This window comes from Bacillus sp. TH17 (assembly GCF_016651125.1).
In the GTDB taxonomy this organism is placed as follows: domain Bacteria; phylum Bacillota; class Bacilli; order Bacillales; family Bacillaceae_G; genus Bacillus_A; species Bacillus_A mycoides.
Window position 1 is genome coordinate 3,514,511 of record NZ_JAEKEN010000001.1, and the last position, 25,359, is coordinate 3,539,869.

Sequence of the window (25,359 nt, forward strand, 5' to 3'; positions counted from 1 at the left end):
GTGAACTACCCACCACTTAGTCTCTCTTGCGAGCTTACTTGAAGTGGGGGCTTCTCGGTTAAAATGGCCCCCATATTCTATTATCAAGTAATAAAAAAAAATCGCAACAATTTGTTGCGAAAAATCACATTTTTTCTTTTCTATATATACATACTTGATTTTTCCCATTTTTTTTCGCTTCATATAACGCAATATCCGCTCTTTGCATTAACTCTTCTCTTGTAATCCCTTGCTCATATAACGCAACTCCAAAACTCGCTGTTAATTTCGAAATTCCAGAGAAATGCTTTGTTTCAATGAAAAATCGCAATGATTCCGCAACTTGAAACGCTTCTTTTTCTACCGTATTTGTCACTAATATTATAAATTCCTCTCCTCCCCATCTTGCAAATACATGTTGATCTTCAACTTTAGATTTCATAAGATCTGCAAGTTGTACTAATGCTAAATCGCCAAAATCATGACCATATGTGTCATTTACTGATTTAAAATTATCTATATCAAACAAAATAAGTGCAACTTTTTCATCATTACGTAATACATTCTCCCACTCTGTCTCCAATATTTGTTGGAATTTCAAGCGATTATATATTTCTGTCAATGAATCTATCATAGCCAATCTTTCTTGCTCTTGATAGATTTCATCTAATTCTGTAATCTCTGTGCATTTTACTATAAATCGTGATAAGTCTTCTGGTAATGGTGTCGCACGTAATAGAAAAGTAAATGCTTCTCCTTCATAATTATACATTTTAATTCTTCTTCCATTTGATAAAGTATCATCCAGCCATGTTATATCGTGAGTCGTCGAATAATATCCGTTCTCTCTAATAAGATGTTCTGCAAACACTAAATGTTTTTCACGATACGTAAATAAATTATCATGTCCGAAGAATTGTAAAAAATTCGTGTTACAATCAACAATCTCATCATCTTCTACTATAAATAATAAATCATTTTGAAAATCAAACATCGTTTGAAGTAATTCTTGTTGTAAACCTACTTGCCGCACTAAAGAAAGTTGATATAAACTCTTATTCACTTCCTCTAGTACCACTTGTGGGGTTACTGGTGCTATAACAATATTACGTATTCCTAACAGTAGTAAATCTGCAAACTCATTGTTTATCTGTTGATCCCAAATGATAATGAATGTACTCCGTGAATCATATATATTCTTTATATATTTTATTTGAGCAAAATCTGTTACATACATAATTACAATATGTGGTCTAGTTCTATGAAACAATATTTCTCCTTCTTCAAAACTATTTGCTATAAACATACATTTTGGATGGACGTTTTCTATCGTTTGTTGATGTGTACATCCATCTTCTATATAAAGGACATTCAACTGAAGATCTTGTAATACATTTTGGAAAACAGTATTCTCTAATAAAAAATGTAGTATGTTCATCACTAGTCTTCACTCACTTCATATATCTTGTTCTACTGAATTCCTCACAATCATTTTATAAAGAATTATGAGGAACTCATATTAACAAGCTAATTGAGAATGTTATCTTCGCTTATCTGCTCTGGAAATTCCTTTTTTAGTGTATGATTATATGAATTGTATCGTTTGTATGAATGCCCTGCCTTACTATTTAAAACTTGACAATTAAAATAAAGGTATTATATTCTTAAATTCAATAACTTACAAAATGTAAGTAGAGTATATTACATTTATTTTATATTAAGTTGATATGTAATTTGGAGGATATATAATGACAAACAATGACTTTTTTAACGTTTTATATGAACGCACATCTACACGTGCATTCAACCCTGAAAAAGAAATTTCATCTACAGAGTTACATGAAATTTTAAAAGCAGCTGCGCAAGCACCTTCTGCTTGGAACTTGCAACACTGGAAATTCCTTGTTTTCCAAGGCGAAGATGTACAAAAACGATTACACCCAATTGCCTATAACCAACAACAAATTCTTGATGCTTCTGCCGTAGTCGCTATTTTAGGTGATTTAGAGGCATATAAAAATGTTGAACCTGTTTACGGTCCAATTGTAGAACAAGGATTTATGAAAGCAGACGCAAAAGAGCGCTTAGCTAAAAATATTGAATCTGCATATACTCGTGAGCAATACCCGCGAGATGCTGCCTTTTCAAATGCTGCTTTAGCAGCAATGCAACTTATGCTTGCTGCTAAAGCAACTGGCTGGGATACTTGCGCAATTGGTGGTTTCAACCCACAAGCACTAATGGAAGAATTTAATGTTTCATCTCGTTACGTACCAATTATGCTTATTACAATTGGTGAATCCACTTTAAAAGGTCACCCTGCACCGCGCATGAGCGTAGAACAAGTAAGTGAATGGGCGAAATAATAAAAACGAAGGTAATTTCATTACCTTCGTTTTTTTATATTCTGTCACACATCCGTAATATTACAATTTATTATTCGACATCTACACATAGAGAAATTGTAATTTTTACGCTATCACTATAAACAAATATGGCGTTTTGTGTCGAAATTTGTTAAAGCATTGAAATATAACCGTGTATTTTTGTTACAATTGTGATACAATGATAACAAATAGATAACAAGAGAGGGATTTTCATTGAGTTCATACGGAAGCTTTATCGCACTTTTAAGTTACATAGTAACTGTACTACTGCTATATTTTATTGGCGATGCTGCAAACATATCAGTGTTACAATTCCCAAAAGAAGAAGCGTTACAATTAGAAGCAGAAAAACACACTGCACGATCCATTGCACCACTACTCCTAGCTCTTCCTGTATATATCATCGTTTTATATAAAAGCAAAAAAGTGTAAAGGCTACCTAATTTATTTCATTGAGGTGGTCTTTACATTTTTTTGTGATATTTCCCCTATTTTAAACATCATTCCATACTAAATACCCATCTAGTCATTTAAAATGAGAAAATCCCCTAGAAAAATTTTCATTATCTGTCCAGTCACCGACTACCGAACTTACATAGATTATAAGTGTGAAGGGGGTGATGAGGATTATGTTTGGATCATTTGGATGCTGTGATAACTTTAGAGACTGTCATCATCGTGAAAGAGAGTGTGACCATCGCGAACATCGCGAGAAAGAGAGAGAAGAAGTTAGACCACAACGAGCTGCTGTATGTAACGTACTTGCACATCTTTCTATAGGCACTGAGATTTCGCTTCTTAAACTAAAAGGAAATGGAACATTCCGCAATTTAGTTTTTGAGGGGTTCTGTAACGGTATTGCTCTATTCTCTGCATTAAGAAGAGATGACGACAAAGACAACAACAAAGATGATAAGAATGGAAACAATCGTAATGACGATAGATTTGAAGGGATTTTACGTGTTTGCCCAGAAGATGTTATCGCAATTGCTCTTTAAGATAAGTTTAAACAATAAAATCACCTAAGGTATATGTAGCAAAAAAACCTGAGATCGATTTCGAATCGACTCAGGTTTTTTTACTATTATATGCTTTTAACTAATTCAACAACTTCTTCAGCAGTTGACATCATTAATGCTTTTTCTGCTAATGTTTCCATTTCTGCTTTTGACAACTTGCTTAGTTGTGTTCTTGCAGGAAGAATAGATGTTGCACTCATACTGAACTCATCTAAACCTAAGCCTAATAATAATGGGATAGCAAGTGAATCTCCCGCCATCTCACCACACATACCAGCCCATTTGCCCTCTTTATGAGCAGCATCGATAACCATTTTTACAAGACGTAAAATAGATGGGTTATATGGTTGGTATAAGTAAGCTACTTGTTCGTTCATACGGTCTGCAGCCATTGTGTATTGGATTAAGTCATTTGTTCCGATAGAGAAGAAATCAACTTCTTTTGCGAACTGATCTGCTAATACTGCTGAAGCTGGAATTTCAACCATCATACCAACTTCAATAGAATCAGAAACAGTTGTACCCGCTTGAACAAGTCTTTCTTTCTCTTCTAATAAGATTGCTTTCGCTTGACGGAACTCATCAAGAGTTGCAATCATTGGGAACATAATTTTTAAGTTACCGTATACGCTAGCACGAAGTAATGCACGAAGTTGTGTACGGAACACATCTTGCTCATCAAGACATAAGCGAATTGCACGGTATCCTAAGAATGGGTTCATTTCTTTTGGTAAATGTAAGTATGGAAGCTCTTTATCTCCACCGATGTCAAGTGTACGAACAACGACTGGTTGATCTTCTTTTACACCTTCAAGAACTGCTTTATACGCTTCGAACTGCTCTTCTTCTGTTGGAAGATTGTCACGGCCCATGTATAAGAATTCTGTACGGTATAAACCAACGCCTTCTCCGCCATTATCGATAATACCTTGTACATCATTTGGTGTTCCGATATTAGCAACAAGCTCAACGTGATGTCCATCACTTGTTACAGTTGCTTGGTCTTTTAATTTTGCCCATACAGCTTTTTGCTCTTCAAATTTCGCTTTCTTTTCTTCAAAAGAACGAAGAGTTTCTTCAGATGGGTTTACAATTACTTCTCCATCTAAACCGTCAATGATTACGATATCGCCGTTTTGGATTTTCTCCATAACAACCTTCGTACCAACAACAGCCGGAATTTCCATAGAACGAGCCATAATTGCAGAGTGAGATGTACGTCCACCGATATCAGTTGTGAAACCTTTTGCATACTTACGGTTTAACTGAGCTGTATCAGATGGTGTTAAATCTTCAGCAATGATGATTACTTCTTCAGAAATTGTACCAGGGTTTGAGAAGTTAATTCCTAGTAAATGCGCAAGAACACGTTTTGTTACGTCGCGAATATCCGCAGCACGTTCTTTCATGTATTCGTTATCCATGTTTTCAAACATAGAAATAAACATTGATGCAACTTCATCCATTGCAAATTCAGCATTTACTTTTTCGCTATTTACTTTATCTTTTACTGGATTTACTAATTCCGGATCATTTAATACTAATAAATGTGCTTCAAAGATAGCAGCTTTATCAGCACCTAGCTCAGCAAAAGCGTGGTCCTTAATAGCTTCTAGTTCAGATTTTGCTTTCTCAAGCGCAGCGTCTAAGCGTGCAATTTCAGCAGCTTCGTTTGTAATTGATTTCTTTTCAATGTTAAATTCAGGATTCTCAAGTCTGAAAGCCTTTGCAATAGCAATCCCACTTGATGCAGCGATCCCTTGAATGTTAAGAGTCATTATTCTCCTAATCCTTCGTTTTTCATAGTTTCTTCGATAGCTGCTAGTGCTTGAGCTGCATCATCACCATTTGCAGTGACCTTAATTTCCGCGCCTTGTTGAATTCCTAAAGACATAACACCCATGATTGATTTTAAGTTAACGTTTTTTCCGTTATACTCTAAGTTGATGTCAGAACCAAATTTGCTTGCAGTGTTTACAAGTAGAGTTGCTGGACGAGCATGAATTCCTGAGTCGCTAGTTACTTTAAAGATTTTTTCCATGATAATTTATCTCCTTCAAATACATTATTTTTTTAGTTGTATAGACGTGAGTACTACATCATCTATTGTATATAATAGGCGATGTTCGGTCAACCACATCGCCTATTATAATTATAAACATTTTGCGTCAAATTCCTACTGAATGTCAATAATAGCGTTTTCGCCCTTCTTAACATTTCCATCTTTTTTCAATTCGACTTGTTGCCCTTGTTGTAAATTCGTAAAGACGATTGGTGTAATAATAGATGGTGCATTTTCTTTTACAAATGCAAGATCTACTTTTAATAATGGTTGTCCTTGCTTCACTTTATCACCTTGTGCTACAAGCGCTTCAAAGCCTTCACCATTTAATTTTACAGTATCAATACCGAAGTGGATTAAAATTTCTTTTCCGCCTTCAGACTGAATACCAATCGCATGTTTTGTAGGGAATACATTTACAATCTCACCATTAACCGGAGAAACTACTGTTCCTTCTGTTGGCTCAATCGCAAATCCATCTCCCATCATTTTCCCTGAGAATACTTGGTCAGGTACTTCTGTAATCGGTAAGATTTTCCCTTCAATTGGTGAAACGATTGTTTCATTTTCATCAACCTGTTGAGGAGCTTCTTCCACTTTTACAGGCGCTTCTTTTTCAACATGAGGTGTACGACCTGACATAATATCATGAATTTGTGATTTTAATGTGTCAGATTTCGGTCCGAAAATAGCTTGAATGTTATTTCCAACTTCAAGTACACCGGCTGCTCCAAGCTCTTTTAAGCGGTCTTTATTTACATCTTTTTGTTCGTTAACTTGAACGCGTAAACGAGTAATACAAGCATCTAACGAAGCAATATTTTCTTTACCACCAAGTGCTACTAATACTTCATGTGGAAGTTCTCCTGCTTCTGTTTTCCCTGCGCCTTCATTAGCATTCGCTACTTCACGACCAGGTGTTTTTAAGTTCCATTTACGGATTGCGAAACGGAATCCGAAGTAGTAAATAACTGCTAGTACAAGACCAACAATAATTACCCACCACCATGCCGTACGACCTGGTAGTACACCGAATAATATGAAGTCAATTAAACCACCAGAGAATGTCATACCAATTTTAACACCTAAAATTTGCATTGTCATAAATGATAGACCAGCGAATACTGCATGAATTCCGAATAATACTGGTGCTACGAATAAGAATGAAAATTCAAGCGGTTCTGTAATACCTGTTAAGAAAGATGTTAATGCAGCAGATCCTAAAATACCAGCTGCTAATTTTTTATTTTCCGGACGTGCTTCATGGTACATTGCTAAAGCTGCTGCTGGAAGACCGAACATCATGAACGGATACTTACCAGTTGTAAATGTACCTGCTGTCAATTCTACGCCGTCTTTTAACTGTGCCATAAAGATTTTTTGGTCACCACGGATTAATTCGCCAGCTGCATTTGTATACTGACCGAATTCGAACCAGAACGGTGAATAGAAAATATGATGTAATCCAAATGGAATTAATGAACGTTCGATTAAACCGAATATAAATGCTGCTATCGTTCTATTTGCATCAATCATTTGATGTGAGAACGTATTTAAGCCACCCTGAATGTATGGCCAAATGAAGCACATGATAATACCTACCACTAAAGAGAATGTTGCAGTTGCGATTGGTACGAAACGCTTACCTGCAAAGAAACCTAAGTATGATGGTAATTCAATGTTGAAGTATTTATTATAACAATATGCCGCTACTATCCCGACGATAATACCACCAAACACTCCTGTTTGCAGCGTTGGAATTCCTAATACGTTTGCATATGCTGGATCTGAAAATCCAATTTTCACTGGATCTGTTCCAGTGCTTGTTACTTTCACTAGTTTATCTACTTCTAAGAACACACTCATCGTTTTGTTCATAATTAAGTATCCGACGAACGCTGCTAAACCAGCTACTCCGTCTCCACCAGCTAAACCGATCGCTACCCCAACTGCGAATAATAGCGCAAGGTTAGCGAAAATAATATCGCCAGATTGTTCCATAATTTTTGCAACCATTACGAACCAATCTGCTTTTAAAGCAGGGATAACATTTGTTAGTTGTGGATTTTGAAATGCATTACCAAATCCAAGTAAAATACCTGCTGCCGGTAAAATCGCTACTGGAAGCATAAGCGCTTTTCCGACTTTTTGAAGAACACCAAAGATCTTCTTAAACATGGAAACCCTTCCTCTCTTATCTATATTGATACTTTTCGACAAACGCCAAAAAGGCATGAGGAAAAAAAAGATAGAACGATAGCTATACAAAGGGTAGTATGTCCCTTTCTTTAGCTTACATTCCCAACTTTTCTCCACTCATGCCTGATCGAATCAGTAACACGTGTCAAAAATAGGATTACGTATAAGTTCACTATAATTAAAGCAAACGTTTTCGTTATTTACCTTAATGTGTTTGTCGAATTTTGTATAACTTTGCAATAGTTATTATACATAACTATTGTAAGCGATTCAATCATTTTTTTAACGTTTTCATTTTAGACAAAAATATATGTCTTTTTACACATGTTCTGCTTTCACTAATCGTTGTAAATGCATCGTTAAATAAATACTCTCCGCTTCATAAACAGGAAGTTGTAATTCGTTCTGCATTACTTTGACTAGCTTCCACGCCAAATTGTAACAAACTGGATATTCTAATTTTAATAAATCAGCAAAACTTTGTGCTTCTTCTACTTTTTCTCCTTTTTTCACCCGTTCAATAGCATATTGTAAATGGCGAATAAGGCGTAAATAATGAATGCTTTCTTGGTCTAATGTAATTTGTAGGTTTGTCTCAATTAAAGACACAAGTTGTGCAATAAGACGAGAATTTTGATTAACAGAAGATAAATCAGAGTTTGTAAGCGAGCTATAAATATGGAGTGCGATAAAGCCAACTTCTCCTTCTGGTAATGTAATTTGCAAACGAGAATTTAAAAGTTTCACAACTCCTTCAGCAATTTCATATTCCTCTGGATATAGCATTTTCGTTTCAACTAAAAAAGGATTATCTATTGTAAGTCCTTGTTTCAGCCTTTTAATTGCAAAAGAAATATGATCTGTTAAAGCGATATGAATATGTTCATTTAATGGAGACTCCGCTTTTTCTTGAATGTATAACATAATATCATTCATCAATTCAATTAGCTTTTCACTCACATGCGGCACTAAAAGTTTGTATTGTTCTCGATCACGTTCATTTTTTAAAACAAACATTTTCTCAATTTGTTCTTGCCCCAACACATCTTCAGCCTTTTTTCCAAATCCAATTCCTTTACCGATCACTACTACTTCCTCGTGTTCAGGATGGCTAGCAATGATGACATTATTATTTAAAACTTTTTTAATTTCTAGATAATTACTCATATAACACCACCCTCGTACTTAAATAGCCTACTTTTATGTTACAGAACATTCTTCTTTGTCGTCAATGTAAAACATCTACCATTTGATAAAAATTCATTTTTTAGACATGTTTGTATATGATACGTATAATGTAAGAGCAACTGTACATAGAAAGGAGATAGCAACATGATTAAAATGTTTGTAAGTGATATTGACGGTACAATGATGCAGCATGGAGGTCTGATTGATGAACAGGATGTTGCGGCACTTCGCAGTCTTGCTGAGCAAAATGTTATTCTTTGCTTCGCTTCTGGACGACTTGATAATGAAATCGCAGACTTAATGAAAGCTGTAAATACAAATTTCCATCGTATTAGTGTAAATGGTGTGTTTGTATACACTAATGAAAATAAGCAACTATTATCCGCAAATTTTGATTCCAGCATTCTTCCTGATTTACTAGCTATGACAAATCAAGACCCTTATTTCCGTTATGTAAGTGATGAGCATAATTACTATATTGAAGAAAAGACACCTTTTATTCATGAACTCGAAAAACAAGTAGCAATGACTTCTGTTGAAGAACCAAATTTATTACAGAAAATCGATGATACAATTTTTCCAAATAAAATTTCTATCGGTGGAACAAAGGAAAACTTACAACTCCTTCAAAAAAAGATCGATGAAAAATTCCATGGAAAAGTTAGTACTTTCATTTCAGCTGAACAATGTTTAGATGTAATGCCACCAAATATTAGTAAAGGTTCTGCTATTTCTGTTTTATTACAAGAGTTTCAAATACAACCAGAGGAGGTTGCATGCATAGGGGATTCTTACAATGATATTCCAATGTTTTCCTTAACTCCTCATAGTTTTGCTATGTCTCAAGCTGATGATGCGGTAAAAGAGCACGCTCACTATGTAGTAGATGCTGTCAAAGATGCCGTTAACCAAGTACTTGTTTATAATGAAGAAGCAAATAAAAATACGACTCGATCCTTATAAGGATGAGTCGTATTTTTATTTCTTTACATGTTGAAAACATCAAAGTTCACTGTACTTCACAAACTGAAATATATTACTTGTTACGTGCGATGTTCGTAATAAACTTGTAACGATCCCCACGATAAATACATTTCACATACTCTAACGGTAACTCACCTTCTGAATATGACCATTGACGCATTACAAGTACAGGCGCCTTTTTAGGAATATGCAGATGTTCAGCTTCATTATCCGTTGCAATTGAAGCTTCAATTGATTGAGTAGCGCGAACAAGCTTAAAGCCCAGTTTTTTCTCTAAATGTTCATATAAAGATTGTTGTAATATTTCTTCGTTAATATCTTTCACAAGAGTTGGCGACAAATATGTCGTCTCAAATGCAATCGGTTCGTCATCAGCTAAGCGCGTACGCCTCACTTCATAAACCGATTCTCCCTCTTGTATTCTCAGCCGGTCTGCTATTTTAGCAGTAGCTGGAACTAGGCGGAAACTTAATAACTGGCTGCTCGGCTTCATACCACGAGATATCATATCTTCTGTGAATCCCGTCATTCCTTGCAACTTTTGCTCCACTTTCGGAAGTTGGACGAACGTTCCAATCCCACGTTTCCGGTATAAATAACCTTGTTCCACTAAGTTATTAATCGCCTGTCTGATTGTCATACGACTCACTTCGAACTTATCACAAAGTTCATTCTCAGATGGAATTTTATCTCCCGGCTTCCATTCGCCTTCCTCAATTAGCTGTTTCACCCACTCTTGAATCTGATAATAAATCGGAAATGGTGAATACTTGTCGATGTTCATCAGCAATCGCCTCACTGCATAAAGATAGAGCTTCTGGATCTGCGATTACGGTTACATTCGGATGACGTTGTAAAACTGTAGCAGGACACGCCTCACTACATTCACCTTGCAATAATTCTTTAATAGCTTCTGCCTTTTTAGATCCCATAGCAACAAGTAGAATTTGTTTCGCTTTCATAATACTTCCAATTCCCATTGTAATCGCATGAGTCGGCACATCTTCTTCATTTTCAAAGAAGCGAAGGTTTGCTTGGCGTGTAGATTCTGTTAATTCTACAATGTTAGTTGGAGAATTAAATGGTGTTCCTGGCTCATTAAATCCGATGTGACCGTTTTCACCGATTCCAAGAATCTGTAAGTCAACTGGGTTAGCTACTAGAATGCCTTCATAACGCTTGCACTCTTCCTCTAAATCACTTGCCATCCCATTCGGTACATAAGTTTGTTTAAATGGAAGATGATCAAACAACTGTTCTTGCATGAAATAGTGATAGCTGTTTTTATCTTCGTGTGGTAAATTTACGTACTCATCTAAGTTTACAGTGGTTGCATGACTTGTATCAAGTTTATTTTTTCGCATTTCTGCATAAATACCTAATGGAGAGCTTCCTGTAGCCATTCCTAAAGTTGGATTTTCTTTTGATTTTACAACCTCTTTAATTAACTTATAACCTGCTTCTGCTAATTCTTCTGGAGTTTTTACAACAAGAATATTCATCTAATTACTTCCCTTCCTTCATATGAATTCCTAAACGAACCGTATCATATACATGTAATTCTTCAGTCATAACAACAAAGTCTGCATCTTTACCTACCGCTAACGCGCCTTTATTATTTAATCCAAATTCTTCTGCTTGGTTAACTGATGTCATTAACACTGCCTCCTCGATTGAACATCCTGTAAATTCAATTACATTTCGGAAAGCTTGATCCATTTTTAAAATACTACCAGCTAACGTTCCATCTTCTAATCGGGCACTGCCATCTTTTACATGTACTGGCTGTCCGCCAAGCTCATATAATCCTTCTTCAAGACCTTTTGCACGCATTGCATCTGTAATGACACTTACTTTTTTCGGTCCTTTTAATTTATATGCTAATTTCACCATATCAGGGTGAATGTGAATACCATCTGTAATTACTTCAACCATTACATCTGGATTTAATAACACATGACCAACAACTCCTGGTTCACGATGATGTAATCCACGCATTTGATTGTATAAATGTGTTGCATGTGTAATGTTTCTATTTTTCAGTTGTGCATCAATTGCATCTGTATGCCCCATTGTGCCAACAACACCTGTTTCAGCAAGATACTGTTCAAACTCTAACGCACCTTCTTCTTCCGGTGCATATGTTACTAATTTAATTAGATTACCGCTTGCTTCCTGCCATTGTTTAAATTGCTCGATACTCGCAGGAACAATATGTTCAAGTGGTTGTGCACCCGCACGTTTTTTTGAAACATATGGTCCTTCTAAGTGAATATATTCGAAATGTGCTCCTTTGTCTTTCGCTTCCTTCGCAGCACTTAGCGCCGCTTCAATCGCTTCTGGAGCTTGTGTCATTGTTGTTGGGAAGTAAGTTGTAACTCCTTCTTTTAACATTTCTTTACCAAGAGTTACTAATCCATCACTATTTGCATCCATCGCATCAATATCGTATCCACCATGAATATGAACATCAATCATACCTGGAATCACAATCTTTCCTGCCACATCTAACACAGTTTCATTTTCTTGTGATACATATTGAGCCATCAAACCAATTTCTTTAACTGTTTCTGTGTAACGAATAAATCCGTTTCCCACTACTTCTTTACCTGTATAAATTTCGGCATTGATGACAACTTGCGTTTTCATTTTCATCGACCCTTTCCCATGAAATACCTACTTATTATTATTACCTTATTCGCCTAATTCCATCTTAATATACACACAAGTAGTTGTCTATACATTCTAATGAAATTTCCTCTTCGTTCAGCGAAAAAAGGAAATTGATTTCTTTTTCATTCTAATATATATTATCCATTTTTACCAAAATGGATAATAATCTCTTAATATAATTAGTTACTTAAGTAATGGCATAAGACCGCTTGCCCCCATAGTAATATGTTCACCATCTGTTTCTATTTCCACAGTTCGCTTGTTTGTTCCATATATCATTATACCACGCTGTTTTAATCGTCTTACTACACTCTGATGAGGATGCCCATACGGATTTCTACTCCCGTACGAAAGAATAGCGAATTGTGGATCTACTTTTTTTAAGAATGTTTCACTCGTTGAAGTATACGAGCCATGATGCCCAACTTTTAATACATCTGCATGTACATCAAATTGCTTTAATATTTCATTTTCCGTCCGTATATCAGCATCACCCATTAATAAAAAGTCCGCTTTACCATATCGAATCTTTAACACAATTGAGGACTCGTTATTCTCGTCTTTCGATTTACCATTGTTTAATACTTGTATAGAAACATGTGGATCTAACGGTATATATTGTCCTTCCTTCACTGAAATGAAAGGTATACCCCTTTTTTTAATATTATTCCGATACGTATGATAAGTAAATGAACTATATGTTTTTCCACTATCTAATACGAGTGAAACCGGCATTTGTTCTACAATTGGAATAAGCCCCCCTATATGGTCCATATCAGGATGAGTACTTACAATCACATCTAAATGATTAATTCCTTTTTCAATTAGTTTTTGAATAATAACCTCTCCCGCTTCATAAGGGCCCCCATCTATTAACATCGTTTGACCATTTGGCAATGTAATAAGTGTCGCATCACCTTGTCCAACTTTTAAAAAACTCACTTTCATTTTACCAAAATGTTGCCGATGCATATGTATAGAAGACGCAGTATGAATAGACATCATATATCTTTTAGCCGATGCGCTGTTTAACGAAAAACATAATAAAACAGAAACCAACAATAGAATACTCCGTACACCTTTCATAACTCGTCTCCTTTTTTCATTTAGTATGGCACGCTCTGTAATTGATATACAAAAAAAGCTTAGCAAAATGCTAAGCTTTTATTTTGATAATTCCTGTAAAGAACCAAAGAACAAATCTGCTTCATTCATTTGTTCATTTTCTTCCGAAAGAGGTGGTAAATCATCTAATGTTTTCAATCCAAACGTATCTAAAAATTCTTTCGTCGTTCCGTATAAAATAGGGCGCCCTGGTCCTTCCGCTCTTCCCGTTTCTTTTATAAGTAAGTGTGAAACTAACGTTTGTAATGCCTTGTCCGTTTTCACACCTCTAATCTCTTCCATTTCTGTCCTTGTAATCGGTTGACGGTACGCAACGATTGCCAACGTTTCAAGAGCTGCTTGAGAAAGTGAAGCCGCGGTTGGAGTATCTATTAATTTTTGATAGTACGAAGCATGTTCTTTCTTTGTTGCAAAACGATACACTTTTGCATATTGTACAATTTGCAAACCGCGATTCGATCCTTCGCATTCTTTTTGCATTTCCTCTATACTGTTTATTACTTCTTCCACTTCAACTTCCAGAACTTTAGCTATCTGTTCCGGATAAATCCCTTCGTCACCTGCAACAAATAAAAGCCCTTCAATAATCGATTTTTGTTCTTTTCTATCCATTTTACGAACTCCTTTCTCCTATTTCCCATAAAAAACACACATAAAAAAACCGAATCACAGTAAATGCGTTCGGTTCAATATTTCTTCTCTCGTTCCAAACGATACATTAAAACCTAACATGAGATAAAATATTTCTATCCCATCTTCACATCAACTCTATACGGATTTATTAGAGCTTGATACGAAAATTTCATCAAAATTATGTTCCTGCTCAATTATGATTTGTTGATTTTTCATTAGCTCAAGAACCGCTAAAAATGTTACAACCATTATTTCACGTTCTTCATCAGCAAACAAATCATAAAAGCTTTGACGACCGCCTCTTACTTCTAACTGTTGTAGAATATCAGTCATTCGCTGTGCAATTGGTATTTCTTGGCGAGTAATTCGCGTTGTTACGGGGGTTTTTGCTTTTTTACGACGCATTAGCTTTTGAAATGCCGCTAACATATCATATAACGTAACATCAAGAGGTAAGCTTGTCTCCTCTTCTTGTTGAAATGATGTAAAATCAATTGGCGGACGTGTATATAGCTGTGCTCTTTCTTGTTCTCTTTCTTTTAACTCAGTAGCAACTTGCTTATATTTCTTATATTCAATTAACCTCTCCATCAATTCTTGACGAGGATCATCTATAAAGTCTTCACCGTTATCAGGTACATCTTCTTCTTGTTTCGGTAACAACATTTTACTTTTAATTTGTAATAACGTTGCAGCCATTACTAAATACTCACTGGCAACATCTAATTGTAATTCTTTCATCGTATGGACATAAGATAGATATTGCTCTGTAATTTTCGCTACAGGAATATTATATATATCAATTTCGTAACGATTTATTAAGTGTAACAATAGATCTAAAGGCCCTTCAAAAGCCTCTACTTTAAAATTATACTGCACAAAGCATCCCACCACATTTTTTCTATAACACCATAAGTATAGAGCATACTCATGTTCTATCCAACCTTTTTAAGAAATTTAATTAAAAATAGACCTATGCCCATGTCATAATGCCCACCGCTTCATATGATAACAATGTAGTAAGAACAATGTAGGAGGTCAAAAAACTATGGGTCACGTTGATTGCGGTTTTAGCGGTGGGTTCGCATTACTTGTTGTACTGTTCATTTTACTAATCATTGTAGGAGCAGCTTGCTTCTGCTAATAGGACGCAATAAAGCGACTAGGGATATTTCCCTAGTCGCTTATTGTTAATATTTCTATGATAAACTGTACATATAACCGTTAGACAGGAGCGAATAAAATGTATCCTACCGAGTACATACAATTTTTAATTCATTTTCACGGAGACTATGATTATTTTGAATGTCATGAAATATTAGAAGAGTATTGGAAATTAAAACCTAGAGGAGAACGCGACAATTACTTAGTCGGTCTCATTCAAATTGCTGTTTCCTTATACCATCACAGACGATCCAACTGGAATGGTGCAGAGAAGATGATAAAAAGCGCAATAGCACTTTTAGAAAAGAACAGTACATCTTTACATCAATTAGGAATAGATCATAAACAACTTGTGTTCTTATTAAATGAAAGATTACACTTTATCCACAAAAAGGAAATTTTTGCGCCGTTATTTTTACCATTGTTAGACGTATCGTTAGAAAAACAATGCATACAGTTATGTAAGAAACAAAACCTCTCTTGGAAAGATGTGAACGTCATTCCTGGTGAATACATCATAAGTAAGCACACATTGCGTGATCGAACAGAAGTCATTTCTGAGCGACACGAGCAACTACAAAAAAGAAAGCAGAGATAATAAACTACTTATCCCTGCTTTCATGAATGTATATTTTGTTCAAGCTCTTTACACTTTTTGCAAAAACTTGCTGTTTGCTCATTTCCGCAAATTGTAAACTCAAGAAATTTACTCTTAAGCTCTTGAACCATCTTCGTCCCAATCCCCATATGACGGTGAGACGGATTCACGCTCAAATGCTGAATTTCCAATACCTGATCTTCTTTTTTTATAATCCCCATTATCCCAACAAAATCTTCATTTTGTTTCCACAAATACAATTGCCAATCCTCTTTCGCTTCATATTCTTTCATTGTCAATTGTAATGTTTTTACATCTTTTTCAGTTGGCATAAATGAAAGAAGCCCCATTGCAATTTTTTCATAACTTTTTTTAAAACGAATTAACATAACCCTTATCCCTTCTTACAAAAGTTACAAACTATTTATCCCCTCAATCACTCTTTTCATATCACATTCATTCTACAATATTTTTACCAGAGTGAGAAGGGGCTGAAACAACTTGATAATCATACAAAGCGTTAAGAAGAAAGTCAAATATATGTTTCCACGCTATTTCTTTCTATTACACCGCTCAAAAAAGAGACAATACTATATAGGAACTAAAAGGAAAATCCCTTTCTCATCACATTTCACTTATTAACCACTTTTGAACAAAGTAGTTCTACTAAAAGCAATATGTTAAGAGAAATACATTTATTGAAGCATATAATTCGTACTCCATCCTATGTATTTTGTTAAAAGTGTGTTCTCATGAACAATATAATTTAACGTTATTAGCCTTCCTATTTGTGTCATATACTTTAAAATATATACCAATCCCTGTTTATAGGAAATAAAAAAAGAGAGCAAAATCGCTCTCCTTTTCTCGTAACTTATTCTTCCCAAACTTTAACTTCTTTCATTACATCGCCTTGACGCATGTTTAATACTGTTTCAATACCGCTTGTTGCTTTACCGAATACAGTATGTACGCCATCTAAATGCGGTTGTGGCTCATGAACAACAAAGAATTGGCTACCACCTGTATTACGGCCAGCATGTGCCATAGAAAGTGAGCCAACAAGATGTCTATGAGGATTTCCATCAGTTTCACATGGGATAGAGTAACCTGGGCCACCTGCTCCTGTGCCTGTTGGGTCTCCACCTTGGCTTACGAAGCCAGGAATAACGCGGTGGAATGTCACACCATCATAAAATCCTTGCTCTGCTAATTTTTTAAAGTTTTCTACTGTTTTTGGTGCCTCTTCTGGGAAAAATTCTAAATCGATTTTTTCGCCATTTTCCATTAATATGTATCCTAAAGTTTTCATATGTATATGTCTCCTTTCAACTATCTCAGCACTATATTACCATATTCATGACGAGAAACAAAAAGAATCCGACAATCTGCATACTTCTTTTTTGAAATGTGGAAGAAGCTAGGTGACAAATAAGAAAAATATACTATAATAACTGTGTTGCCCGAAAATTTCAGAAAGAGAAAGGGAGCGATTTTTCGTGAAAGCGAAATTACTAGCTCTGCTATTAGCTGTAGCCGTATTTATTATGCCAACAGCTTCATTTGCAGACATCATTGAGGGAGAATCAATTGTTACACTAGGAGAAAACTTATCTGAACAACAAAAACAAGAGCTGTTAAAAGAAATGAAAGCACCAAAAGATGCTACAATCATCACTGTGTCTAATGCGGAAGAACATAAATTTCTAGAAGGAATTGTTCCAAAAGCACAAATTGGTACAAGAGCAATTTCCTCTTCTATGATTACATACACAAAACCAGGATCTGGTCTCATTGTACGCTCAAAAAACATTAATTCGATAACAGATGCAATGTACACAAATGCACTTATTACAGCAGGTGTGAAAGATGCAGAGATTCAAATTACTGCACCATTTAAAGTTTCAGGAACTGCTGCTTTAACAGGTTTAATGAAGGCCTATGAAACAACATCAAACAAAGCCATTCCTGAAGAAGTAAAAAAAGTAGCCAATGAAGAAATGGTACAAACAGCCCAGCTTGGTGATAAAATCGGCGAAGAAAAAGCAGTTCAACTTGTTGCAAAAATTAAAGAAGAAATTGCAAAAGAACAGCCAAAAACAACTGAAGATTTACGTACATTAATTAAAAAAATTGCTGATCAACTCGGTATTACATTAACAGATGAACAGTTGGATAGCCTAGTAGCGTTATTTGATAAAATGAAAAATCTTAATATCGATTGGAACCAAGTTGGTAGCCAATTAGAGAAAGCAAAAGACCATGTGTCTGCCTTCTTAGGATCTGAAGAAGGGCAAAGTTTCCTAGATAAAGTAAAAGATTTCTTCTCTAGTATCATTGATTTCGTTAAATCTTTATTCAAGTAAAAAAGAAGCTCGCCAGTGACGAGCTTCTTTTTTATACAAGTAACGGTAATTTCATAATAGCTTCTTCAACCGAACGGACAACATAATTTGCTTTCTCCTTCACATACGGATGAGCATGATGGAGGGTGAAGGAGTGCGGGGTTACTTCAAACATAGAAATATCATTGAAAGAATCTCCAATACATGCAACTTCATTTGCTTCAATTTGTAAATGTTCCATTAATCGCTTCAGAGCGCTTCCTTTACTTACACCTCTTGGCATAATGTCAACATATCGCTTACCCGATATAAAGACTTCCGCTTCGCTATGAAATGTATCTCTCAACTCTTGATCTAATACTACAATTTTTTCTTCTTCGCCAAAAACAAATAATTTCGCAGGATGTACAGTCTTCCCAAATTCCTCTTCTAACTCTTCGATTTCAGCAATATGCACTCCCATATACTCTTCAAAAGTATGGTGATGTTCATTCTTCCTTTTTGTATATCGCTGCTCATTTGCACAAACAATATCTGCTAGTCCCTTTTTATGTATATATCGATATATTTCCTGGGCAACCCCATCTTCAAAACTCGATTCATGAAATACTTTTCCATCCGGTAGTATCATTGTCGCTCCATTTAAACTAGTTGTGTAATACGGGAACGAAAACCTTTTTACCGCCTCATCAATTCGGTGAGTAAAACGGCCAGAGGCAAAACAAATATTTGTCCCGTTTTCAGCTAGCCAACAAAGCGCTCGTTCATCTTCTTTTTGCATATCATTCATATTGTAAACGAGTGTATCATCTAAATCACTTACAAATAGTTTAATCATGTCCTCTTCCCCTTCCATACACAATATCTACTCTAATTGTACAAAAAAAATGTTTGATTTTTGTTAAAAAAACAATAAATTTTCAATAAAAAATAAGCGGAGCATAATTCCGCTTATTTTTGTCTTCGCACATTTTGAGGTCTTACAATACTTGGACGAACCTTTAAACTAGACATAGTTGGACGAAGTAAAATTTTCGTTAACGCGCCCCAATCAAACGGTAAAAACGGCCATAAATACGGTGTTTGCAAGCTTTTTATAGATGTTAAAAATAGAATCAATATCGTCATTCCAATGACAAATCCCATTTCATGAAATATGCCTGTTAAAATAATGACAAACAATTTTCCTATCTTATTCCCAAGCCCTAGTTCATAACTTGGCGTAGCGTATGCTCCAATCATAGAAACTGCTACGTACAAAATAACTTCTGGTACAAACAAACCTACATCAATTGCAATTTGACCAATTAATATGGCAGAAATTAATCCTGCTGCCGACGACAATGATGTCGGTGTATGAATGGCAGCCATTCTTAAAAATTCGAGTCCGACTTCCGCCATCAAAATTTGTAATAAAATCGGTAAATGCGTCATCTTATTTGGTCCAATGAAAGCAAGACTTTCCGGTAAAAGAGTCGGATCAAAAACAAAAACTAGCCAAAATGGCAGTAAGAATAGCGAAAATATAACACCTAAAAAACGTACCCAACGTAAAAATGTACCTACAGCTGGATTTTGTCTAAACTCTTCTGCATGCTGTAAATGGTGAAAATATGTTGTTGGAGTGATCATAGCACTTGGTGATGTATCAACGAGTACTAACACATGTCCTTCTAACAGATGATTTGCTGCTACATCTGGTCTCTCTGTGTATCGGATAAGCGGGAATGGATTATAACCTTGTTTCACTACAAATTCTTCTACCGTTTTATCCGCCATCGTAATCCCATCTACTTCAATATTATTTAATTCTTGTTTTATAATCTTCACTAAATCCGGATTTGCAACATCTTGTACATATGTAATACAAATATCCGTTTGCGATCTATCCCCTACTCGAATCATTTCATTTCGAAGACGTGGATCGCGTATTCTTCTACGAATTAACGCTGTATTTACAACGATATTTTCAACAAATCCATCCCTTGCACCACGCACTACCTTTTCTGTATCTGGTTCTGTCGGTGTCCGGCCCGGATAACTACGAACATCTATTGCGAACGCTTCAGTTTCACCTTCCACAAATATAACAATGAGTCCTGATAATACTTGGAGCATTACATCATCCATCGTTTTTACTTTACTTACTTGTTGATGAATTAAACGATTCTCTAAAAGCTTTACTGTATCTTCTTCTACATCCCTTATTTCATTTGTATCCACCGCTTCTTCTAAAATAGGGATAATATAATTCGTATCACAAAGTCCATTTACAAATAACACACCAATTTCTTTATTTAAAATTTTAAATTTACGAATACCAACATCGTATGTAACACCAAGTCCAACTGTTTGCTTTAAATAATTTTCATTATCACTTAAAAAAGATGAAATCGGGATATTCACTTTTTTAGGCTTCGTCATAAAAGCCACTCCTTTCCAAAATTAATTGAATCGCCTTTCTAGTAATAGGTGATCCTCTCTCCCATTCATCATTTCCGCACATCTTGCCAATATCACCGACCCCCACTATGACAGGAACATTCAGACCATCTAAACAATAAATCGTATCCCCACTAATCCTGCCAATTTCACCATCTGGGAGTCCAAATTTATCAACGCCATATTCTGTCAAATTCCCATTCCGATCTACACTTACATCTACACGCGCCCATTCCCAATGATGTGTATTAGATGCTACTGCTAAAATACCGAGTACATCAACTTGTTTATGTGTTGCGACATACTTTAACGCCTTTTCACCAGATCCTTCTCCTATAAATCCGCTGTCATCAAACATGACAAATACAGGGTCATATGGCGTTTGCATAATAAGCTCAACAACTTTCTTCCCTGTCAATTTGGTCGGATTACTTTGCGATGCTGAAATACACCTCCCCCCAAATTCCTTTGTTAACAGCTCAATTGTCCGCTTTGCATATTCATCTCCATCTGTGACCAAAACAACCCTTCGTCTCATTTGATTTATCCTTTCGGTTTACATATAAGTGCAACAAAAAATGAAAATAATATCGCTGCTGAAATCCCCGCAGACGTTAAGCTAAACATACCGATTCCAATTCCTAAATATCCATGTTTTTCTGCCGCATGCATTGCCCCGTGCAATAGTGAGTGTCCAAAACTTGTAATAGGGACTGTTGCCCCAGCACCTGCAAATTTTATAAGCTTATCGTACAATCCGAATCCGTCTAAAATAGCTCCGGCGACTACAAAAGTTGCCATTAAATGTGCCGGTGTTAACTTTGCGAAATCTAGCAACACTTGTCCAATTACACAAATAGCTCCTCCTACAAGAAATGCATATATAAAATCCACAATTCACTCTCCTTTAACGCTTTCAAACACAACACCATGCGCAATCGTTGGAATCGTTTCCTTCTGTTGTATCATCATGGGACTTAATAGAGCTCCAGTTGCAACGACAAAAATTCTTTGTAAATTCCCTTTTTGCATTTCACGCAATAAATGGCCGTATGTTACAACAGCTGAACAAGCACAACCACTGCCCCCTGCAAACACTTCTTCTTGATTTGAATTGTAAATCATTAATCCACAATCATTGTATACATTCCCCAAATCATACCCTTCCTCAAGTAAAAGTTGTTTCGCAATTGGTGTCCCAACAGCCGATAAATCACCAGTAACAATAAGATCATAATCAGCTGCACTTCTTCTCAAATCTTCAAAATGTTGTTGAATTGTATGAGCAGCAGCTGGTGCCATCGCTGATCCCATATCTAAAGGATTAGCAATTCCTAAATCTTGCACTTTACCAATTGTTGCTGCTGTTATTTTAATTGCACTCTCCTCATTGCTAATTAATATTGACCCTGCTCCGGTAACAGTTGAGTTTGCTGTCCCTGGCTTTTGTCCTCCGTATTCTGTCGGGGAACGAAATTGTCTTTCAGCCGTCGCATTATGACTACTTACTGTAGCTAAAATACGATTCGCAAATCCACCATCTATAAAAGCTGATCCAATCGCCAAAGTTTCCATTGACGTCGCACAAGCGCTGAACATCCCTAAAAAAGGAATACCATACTCACGAGCAACATAATTTGCTGTCACTGTTTGGTTTAATAAATCTCCCGCTAAAAAGAAATCAATTTGCGATTTTTTTATATTCCCTTTTTGCATCGCTTGTTGAATTGAGTCTGACATTAACCTTCGTTCAGCAAGTTCCCAGTTTTCCTCTCCGCAATGTAAGTCAGAATATGAAATATCAAAATCCTTTCCAAGAGGGCCTTCAGCTTCTTTCGGACCGACAGCAGTACCAGTTGCATTCACGAAGATATCATTTTGAAATACCCACGTTTGTTTTCCTGTCAATCTCATACCCACCCCTCCTTTAAGACATTAAAATTTGAAATGTATATCTTATTAACCCGATAATGTATGCACCGACGACTCCAAATACAATGACACTTCCTGCAAGCTTAAACATGTTAGTAGCGATTCCTAGAACAATCCCTTCACTCCTATGCTCTAGTGCGGCACTCGCCATAGAATTCGCAAATCCAGTAACTGGTACTGCTGATCCCGCTCCAGAAAACTGCCCGATTTTATCATATACACCACACCCTGTTAAAATCGCTGATAGTAAAACAAGAGTTGCAACTGTAGGGTTTCCTGCCTCTTTCTCACTAAAGTGAAAGTAATGTATATAAAATTTCATCAACACTTCTCCTACCGTACAAATGAGTCCACCAACAAGAAATGCCTTCACACAATTTATGAAATAGTTCGGTTTTGGATGGTACTCCTTCACTTTATTTATGTAATCGTCCTTCAATTTTCGCCCTGCCATATATATTGCCTCCTACTTTACGAAATAAATCCAGTGAAACAACGAGCCTATTACTTTCCCAAGTACAAGAGCAACGAGTAAAACAATAATTTTCTCCTCTACCCTTACTCGTTTCGCTAAAATAGGTAAAACGTTTAACACTTCCGTTAACGCCGCAGCGAGCATTCCAATGAATGTGCCACAAAATATCCCTAATATAACAAGCCAATATTGTGACGTTTGAAATGTAATATTTTTCAAACTACACCAAGCCCCTGTTAAAGTACCTGCAATGACCGCCCACTCAAAGTATTGAATATGCTTTCCACTTCTCGTTAATTGAGCTAAACGAGGGATTATACCAAGTACAGCTAAAAACGCGACATATCCGCTACCTACTGCAATTCCTCCAGCTAAGCCAATTAATACAACAAATGCACACTCAATCATCAGCAATCTGTTTCATATTATCCTTGTTTTCATGAACAATTACATATTGATCAAGCGACTGCTGATATTGAAACATCTCAACTTCTAACGGGCTCGGCTCTTCATTAATTCTCTTTTGAAATACATGATTAAAAAATAAGACCATACCTAATCCAAGACCTAATGAATAAGGAATTTGAAATAAAAGTGGTTGCGCCTTAAATTCTCCAGTAATCATGTAATATAACCGTTGGTGTACTTGTTGCATACTTACATCTTCATGGAAATAAATGATCGCAAGGGCCGCTCCAATGAAAAGTAACAACCATACAAGTCCGAAGAAAACCGGATGCACTTTCTTTTTTTCGTATATAATTTCAACAAGAGTTTGTCCAGAACCAAGTAAATTAATTTGTATGCGAGCCGCTTTTTGTTGAATAATCTCAATCACTTTCATAACATCAATTACAACATGTGTTTTATCATGCGCTGTTATTTTGTAGACTATTTCATTTTGTAACAACTCAACTACAAAAGAATCTCCGGCAAGTTGAGCAACATCGCTCAGCTTTACTTCATACGTAGGAGACACTTTTAAGCGATTGCGCATTTTAATATAAATTGTTCCTTCCAATTTCCATTCACCCCTTCACTCTTCCTCGTAGTTGTAGTATGGTTATTGGAATTTTTTCTAATACAATTTTTTCATAAAAAAACATCTGTACCATTTCGGTACAGATGTTTTTAGCTTATGCCTTTTTCTTAAATAAATTTGCAATACTTAATGCAAGTCCTCCCCAAATGACTACCATACCTATAACCATCATCATAATTACTGATCCACTCATCATGAAACACCTCGGTCCTTCCATTCTTTTTCAAGCTGGACAGAGTCTGAATGTATTTGTGCATTCCATTTTTTCAGACCAATAACTAACGCGACTAGAAGGAATGCTGCCGCTATCGACCAACCATACGTTACAACAAAAAAAATCGAATAGATAGCTATTCATCTATTCGATCTTTCATCTGTTTTAATATTTTCTTTTCAAGTCTTGAAACTTGTACTTGCGAAATGCCTATTCGCTCCGCTACTTCTGATTGGGTTTGGTCTTTATAATAGCGCAAATACACAATTAGCCTTTCTCGTTCATCCAATTCTCTAATTGCTTCTTTTAAAGCAATTTTATCAAACCATTTCGTTTCCGATTGATCTGCAATTTGATCTAAAATAGTAATTGGATCTCCGTCGTTTTCATACACAGTTTCATGTATCGACGAAGGAGCACGACTCGCTTCTTGCGCCAGAACAACTTCTTCCGGCGTTAGTTCAAGAGCCTGTGCTACCTCATTAATCGTTGGAGCCCTTCCAAATTCTTTCGAAAGCTCGTCTCTCATCTTTCGGACTTTGTTTCCTGTTTCTTTTAAAGATCTACTTACTTTCACTGATCCATCGTCACGTAAAAATCGTTGTATTTCACCGATAATCATTGGAACTGCATATGTTGAAAATTTCACGTCGAAAGATAAATCAAATTTATCTACCGATTTTAAGAGTCCAATACATCCAATTTGAAATAAATCGTCTGGTTCGTATCCTCGATTAAGAAATCGCTGTACAACCGACCATACGAGACGCATATTACTTTGAACGATTGTATCTCTCGCTTGTTGATCTCCATCTTGACTTTTTTGAATTAACGCTTTTAGCTCGTGGTCCTTTAACTGAGGTTTCTTCTTCTCATTTCTGACCTCTATGTCCATTGG

The 25,359-nt window shown here is 35.9% G+C and carries 30 protein-coding genes; 7 read left to right on the forward strand and 23 right to left on the reverse strand.

Annotated features, from left to right (window positions below; translation table 11 throughout):
• Positions 1-124: 124 nt before the first annotated feature.
• Positions 125-1,417, reverse strand: a complete 1,293-nt coding sequence (locus tag JFT95_RS17835; protein WP_078177784.1) for a sensor domain-containing diguanylate cyclase — start codon at positions 1,415-1,417, stop codon at positions 125-127.
• Between the two features lie 310 nt (positions 1,418-1,727).
• On the opposite strand from JFT95_RS17835, the gene JFT95_RS17840 reads away from it, so the two are divergent.
• The 3 genes from JFT95_RS17840 to JFT95_RS17850 all read left to right on the forward strand — a co-directional run bounded on the left by JFT95_RS17840 (position 1,728) and on the right by JFT95_RS17850 (position 3,364).
• The gene (locus tag JFT95_RS17840) at positions 1,728-2,345 is read left to right on the forward strand and encodes a nitroreductase family protein (protein ID WP_002033918.1); all 618 of its coding nucleotides are present in this window, start codon (positions 1,728-1,730) and stop codon (positions 2,343-2,345) included.
• 234 nt (positions 2,346-2,579) lie between these two features.
• Complete coding sequence (locus tag JFT95_RS17845) at positions 2,580-2,798, forward strand: hypothetical protein (RefSeq protein ID WP_002088422.1); 219 nt, start codon at positions 2,580-2,582, stop codon at positions 2,796-2,798.
• Positions 2,799-2,995: 197 nt separating this feature from the next.
• On the forward strand, positions 2,996-3,364 hold the full coding sequence (locus JFT95_RS17850; protein WP_050000339.1) for a DUF3915 family protein: 369 nt from the start codon (positions 2,996-2,998) through the stop codon (positions 3,362-3,364).
• 86 nt (positions 3,365-3,450) lie between these two features.
• Here JFT95_RS17850 and ptsP read toward each other — a convergent pair whose 3' ends face one another.
• The 4 genes from ptsP to glcT form a co-directional block, all read right to left on the reverse strand.
• Positions 3,451-5,163 carry a phosphoenolpyruvate--protein phosphotransferase gene (gene ptsP, locus JFT95_RS17855; protein ID WP_201052914.1) on the reverse strand — a complete coding sequence of 571 codons (1,713 nt, stop codon included), beginning with the start codon at positions 5,161-5,163 and terminating at the stop codon, positions 3,451-3,453.
• Positions 5,163-5,426, reverse strand: coding sequence for a phosphocarrier protein HPr (gene ptsH, locus JFT95_RS17860; protein WP_002033915.1), 264 nt, complete (start codon positions 5,424-5,426; stop codon positions 5,163-5,165). The genes ptsP and ptsH overlap by 1 nt, the downstream gene beginning before the upstream one ends.
• A 135-nt stretch (positions 5,427-5,561) precedes the next feature.
• Entirely contained in the window at positions 5,562-7,625 is a 2,064-nt protein-coding gene (gene ptsG, locus JFT95_RS17865) for a PTS glucose transporter subunit IIABC (protein ID WP_201052921.1), read from the reverse strand.
• A gap of 339 nt (positions 7,626-7,964) precedes the next feature.
• The gene (gene glcT, locus JFT95_RS17870) at positions 7,965-8,813 is read right to left on the reverse strand and encodes a glucose PTS transporter transcription antiterminator GlcT (protein WP_201052922.1); all 849 of its coding nucleotides are present in this window, start codon (positions 8,811-8,813) and stop codon (positions 7,965-7,967) included.
• A gap of 165 nt (positions 8,814-8,978) precedes the next feature.
• Here glcT and JFT95_RS17875 point away from each other — a divergent pair, with 165 nt between their 5' ends.
• Positions 8,979-9,797, forward strand: coding sequence for a Cof-type HAD-IIB family hydrolase (locus JFT95_RS17875; protein WP_002014903.1), 819 nt, complete (start codon positions 8,979-8,981; stop codon positions 9,795-9,797).
• 73 nt (positions 9,798-9,870) lie between these two features.
• Here JFT95_RS17875 and phnF read toward each other — a convergent pair whose 3' ends face one another.
• From phnF to JFT95_RS17905, 6 genes are all read right to left on the reverse strand, one after another.
• Positions 9,871-10,602, reverse strand: coding sequence for a phosphonate metabolism transcriptional regulator PhnF (gene phnF, locus JFT95_RS17880; protein WP_078172874.1), 732 nt, complete (start codon positions 10,600-10,602; stop codon positions 9,871-9,873).
• Positions 10,532-11,320 carry a glucosamine-6-phosphate deaminase gene (nagB, locus tag JFT95_RS17885; RefSeq protein ID WP_201052923.1) on the reverse strand — a complete coding sequence of 263 codons (789 nt, stop codon included), beginning with the start codon at positions 11,318-11,320 and terminating at the stop codon, positions 10,532-10,534. Before nagB ends, phnF begins: the two co-directional genes overlap by 71 nt.
• 4 nt (positions 11,321-11,324) lie before the next feature.
• The gene (gene nagA / locus JFT95_RS17890) at positions 11,325-12,467 is read right to left on the reverse strand and encodes an N-acetylglucosamine-6-phosphate deacetylase (protein ID WP_201053674.1); all 1,143 of its coding nucleotides are present in this window, start codon (positions 12,465-12,467) and stop codon (positions 11,325-11,327) included.
• A gap of 207 nt (positions 12,468-12,674) precedes the next feature.
• Positions 12,675-13,577 (reverse strand): ComEC/Rec2 family competence protein, encoded by a 903-nt coding sequence (locus JFT95_RS17895; RefSeq protein ID WP_002143023.1) that lies wholly within the window; start codon positions 13,575-13,577, stop codon positions 12,675-12,677.
• Positions 13,578-13,655: 78 nt separating this feature from the next.
• A complete protein-coding gene (scpB, locus tag JFT95_RS17900) occupies positions 13,656-14,228 on the reverse strand; it encodes an SMC-Scp complex subunit ScpB (RefSeq protein WP_002128944.1) in 573 nt (190 codons plus the stop codon).
• Positions 14,229-14,384: 156 nt separating this feature from the next.
• Positions 14,385-15,128, reverse strand: a complete 744-nt coding sequence (locus JFT95_RS17905; RefSeq protein ID WP_002143025.1) for a segregation/condensation protein A — start codon at positions 15,126-15,128, stop codon at positions 14,385-14,387.
• Positions 15,129-15,297: 169 nt separating this feature from the next.
• Between JFT95_RS17905 and JFT95_RS17910 the strand changes: the two genes are divergently transcribed.
• Both JFT95_RS17910 and JFT95_RS17915 read left to right on the forward strand, forming a co-directional pair.
• Positions 15,298-15,393 carry a YjcZ family sporulation protein gene (locus tag JFT95_RS17910; RefSeq protein WP_000510194.1) on the forward strand — a complete coding sequence of 32 codons (96 nt, stop codon included), beginning with the start codon at positions 15,298-15,300 and terminating at the stop codon, positions 15,391-15,393.
• A gap of 99 nt (positions 15,394-15,492) precedes the next feature.
• Positions 15,493-16,011 carry a DUF309 domain-containing protein gene (locus JFT95_RS17915; protein WP_201052924.1) on the forward strand — a complete coding sequence of 173 codons (519 nt, stop codon included), beginning with the start codon at positions 15,493-15,495 and terminating at the stop codon, positions 16,009-16,011.
• A gap of 20 nt (positions 16,012-16,031) precedes the next feature.
• On the opposite strand, the gene ribT is transcribed toward JFT95_RS17915, so the two are convergent.
• Positions 16,032-16,400 carry a GNAT family N-acetyltransferase RibT gene (gene ribT, locus JFT95_RS17920; RefSeq protein ID WP_000908403.1) on the reverse strand — a complete coding sequence of 123 codons (369 nt, stop codon included), beginning with the start codon at positions 16,398-16,400 and terminating at the stop codon, positions 16,032-16,034.
• 485 nt (positions 16,401-16,885) lie between these two features.
• Positions 16,886-17,323 carry a peptidylprolyl isomerase gene (locus JFT95_RS17925; protein ID WP_000853785.1) on the reverse strand — a complete coding sequence of 146 codons (438 nt, stop codon included), beginning with the start codon at positions 17,321-17,323 and terminating at the stop codon, positions 16,886-16,888.
• Between the two features lie 187 nt (positions 17,324-17,510).
• On the opposite strand from JFT95_RS17925, the gene JFT95_RS17930 reads away from it, so the two are divergent.
• Positions 17,511-18,377 carry a DUF1002 domain-containing protein gene (locus JFT95_RS17930; RefSeq protein ID WP_201052925.1) on the forward strand — a complete coding sequence of 289 codons (867 nt, stop codon included), beginning with the start codon at positions 17,511-17,513 and terminating at the stop codon, positions 18,375-18,377.
• A 31-nt stretch (positions 18,378-18,408) separates the two neighbouring features.
• On the opposite strand, the gene JFT95_RS17935 is transcribed toward JFT95_RS17930, so the two are convergent.
• The 10 genes from JFT95_RS17935 to sigF form a co-directional block, all read right to left on the reverse strand.
• On the reverse strand, positions 18,409-19,212 hold the full coding sequence (locus JFT95_RS17935) for a Cof-type HAD-IIB family hydrolase (RefSeq protein WP_201052926.1): 804 nt from the start codon (positions 19,210-19,212) through the stop codon (positions 18,409-18,411).
• Positions 19,213-19,307: 95 nt separating this feature from the next.
• Positions 19,308-20,780 carry a spore germination protein SpoVAF gene (gene spoVAF / locus JFT95_RS17940; RefSeq protein ID WP_002143032.1) on the reverse strand — a complete coding sequence of 491 codons (1,473 nt, stop codon included), beginning with the start codon at positions 20,778-20,780 and terminating at the stop codon, positions 19,308-19,310.
• Positions 20,767-21,336: a stage V sporulation protein SpoVABEA gene (gene spoVAEA / locus JFT95_RS17945; protein ID WP_002088445.1), complete on the reverse strand. Its 570-nt coding sequence runs from the start codon at positions 21,334-21,336 to the stop codon at positions 20,767-20,769. Before spoVAEA ends, spoVAF begins: the two co-directional genes overlap by 14 nt.
• A gap of 5 nt (positions 21,337-21,341) precedes the next feature.
• Positions 21,342-21,692 carry a stage V sporulation protein AE gene (gene spoVAE / locus JFT95_RS17950; RefSeq protein WP_002014916.1) on the reverse strand — a complete coding sequence of 117 codons (351 nt, stop codon included), beginning with the start codon at positions 21,690-21,692 and terminating at the stop codon, positions 21,342-21,344.
• A gap of 3 nt (positions 21,693-21,695) precedes the next feature.
• Positions 21,696-22,712 carry a stage V sporulation protein AD gene (spoVAD, locus tag JFT95_RS17955; protein ID WP_002165116.1) on the reverse strand — a complete coding sequence of 339 codons (1,017 nt, stop codon included), beginning with the start codon at positions 22,710-22,712 and terminating at the stop codon, positions 21,696-21,698.
• 13 nt (positions 22,713-22,725) lie between these two features.
• Positions 22,726-23,184, reverse strand: a complete 459-nt coding sequence (gene spoVAC / locus JFT95_RS17960; protein ID WP_002128953.1) for a stage V sporulation protein AC — start codon at positions 23,182-23,184, stop codon at positions 22,726-22,728.
• Positions 23,185-23,196: 12 nt separating this feature from the next.
• A complete protein-coding gene (gene spoVAB / locus JFT95_RS17965; RefSeq protein WP_016092269.1) occupies positions 23,197-23,613 on the reverse strand; it encodes a stage V sporulation protein SpoVAB in 417 nt (138 codons plus the stop codon).
• Positions 23,606-24,226 (reverse strand): stage V sporulation protein AA, encoded by a 621-nt coding sequence (locus tag JFT95_RS17970; protein ID WP_274606793.1) that lies wholly within the window; start codon positions 24,224-24,226, stop codon positions 23,606-23,608. Before JFT95_RS17970 ends, spoVAB begins: the two co-directional genes overlap by 8 nt.
• Before the next feature lie 115 nt (positions 24,227-24,341).
• Positions 24,342-24,440 (reverse strand): methionine/alanine import family NSS transporter small subunit, encoded by a 99-nt coding sequence (locus tag JFT95_RS17975; RefSeq protein WP_201052927.1) that lies wholly within the window; start codon positions 24,438-24,440, stop codon positions 24,342-24,344.
• Between the two features lie 157 nt (positions 24,441-24,597).
• On the reverse strand, positions 24,598-25,356 hold the full coding sequence (gene sigF, locus JFT95_RS17980; RefSeq protein WP_002014922.1) for an RNA polymerase sporulation sigma factor SigF: 759 nt from the start codon (positions 25,354-25,356) through the stop codon (positions 24,598-24,600).
• Positions 25,357-25,359: the final 3 nt, after the last annotated feature.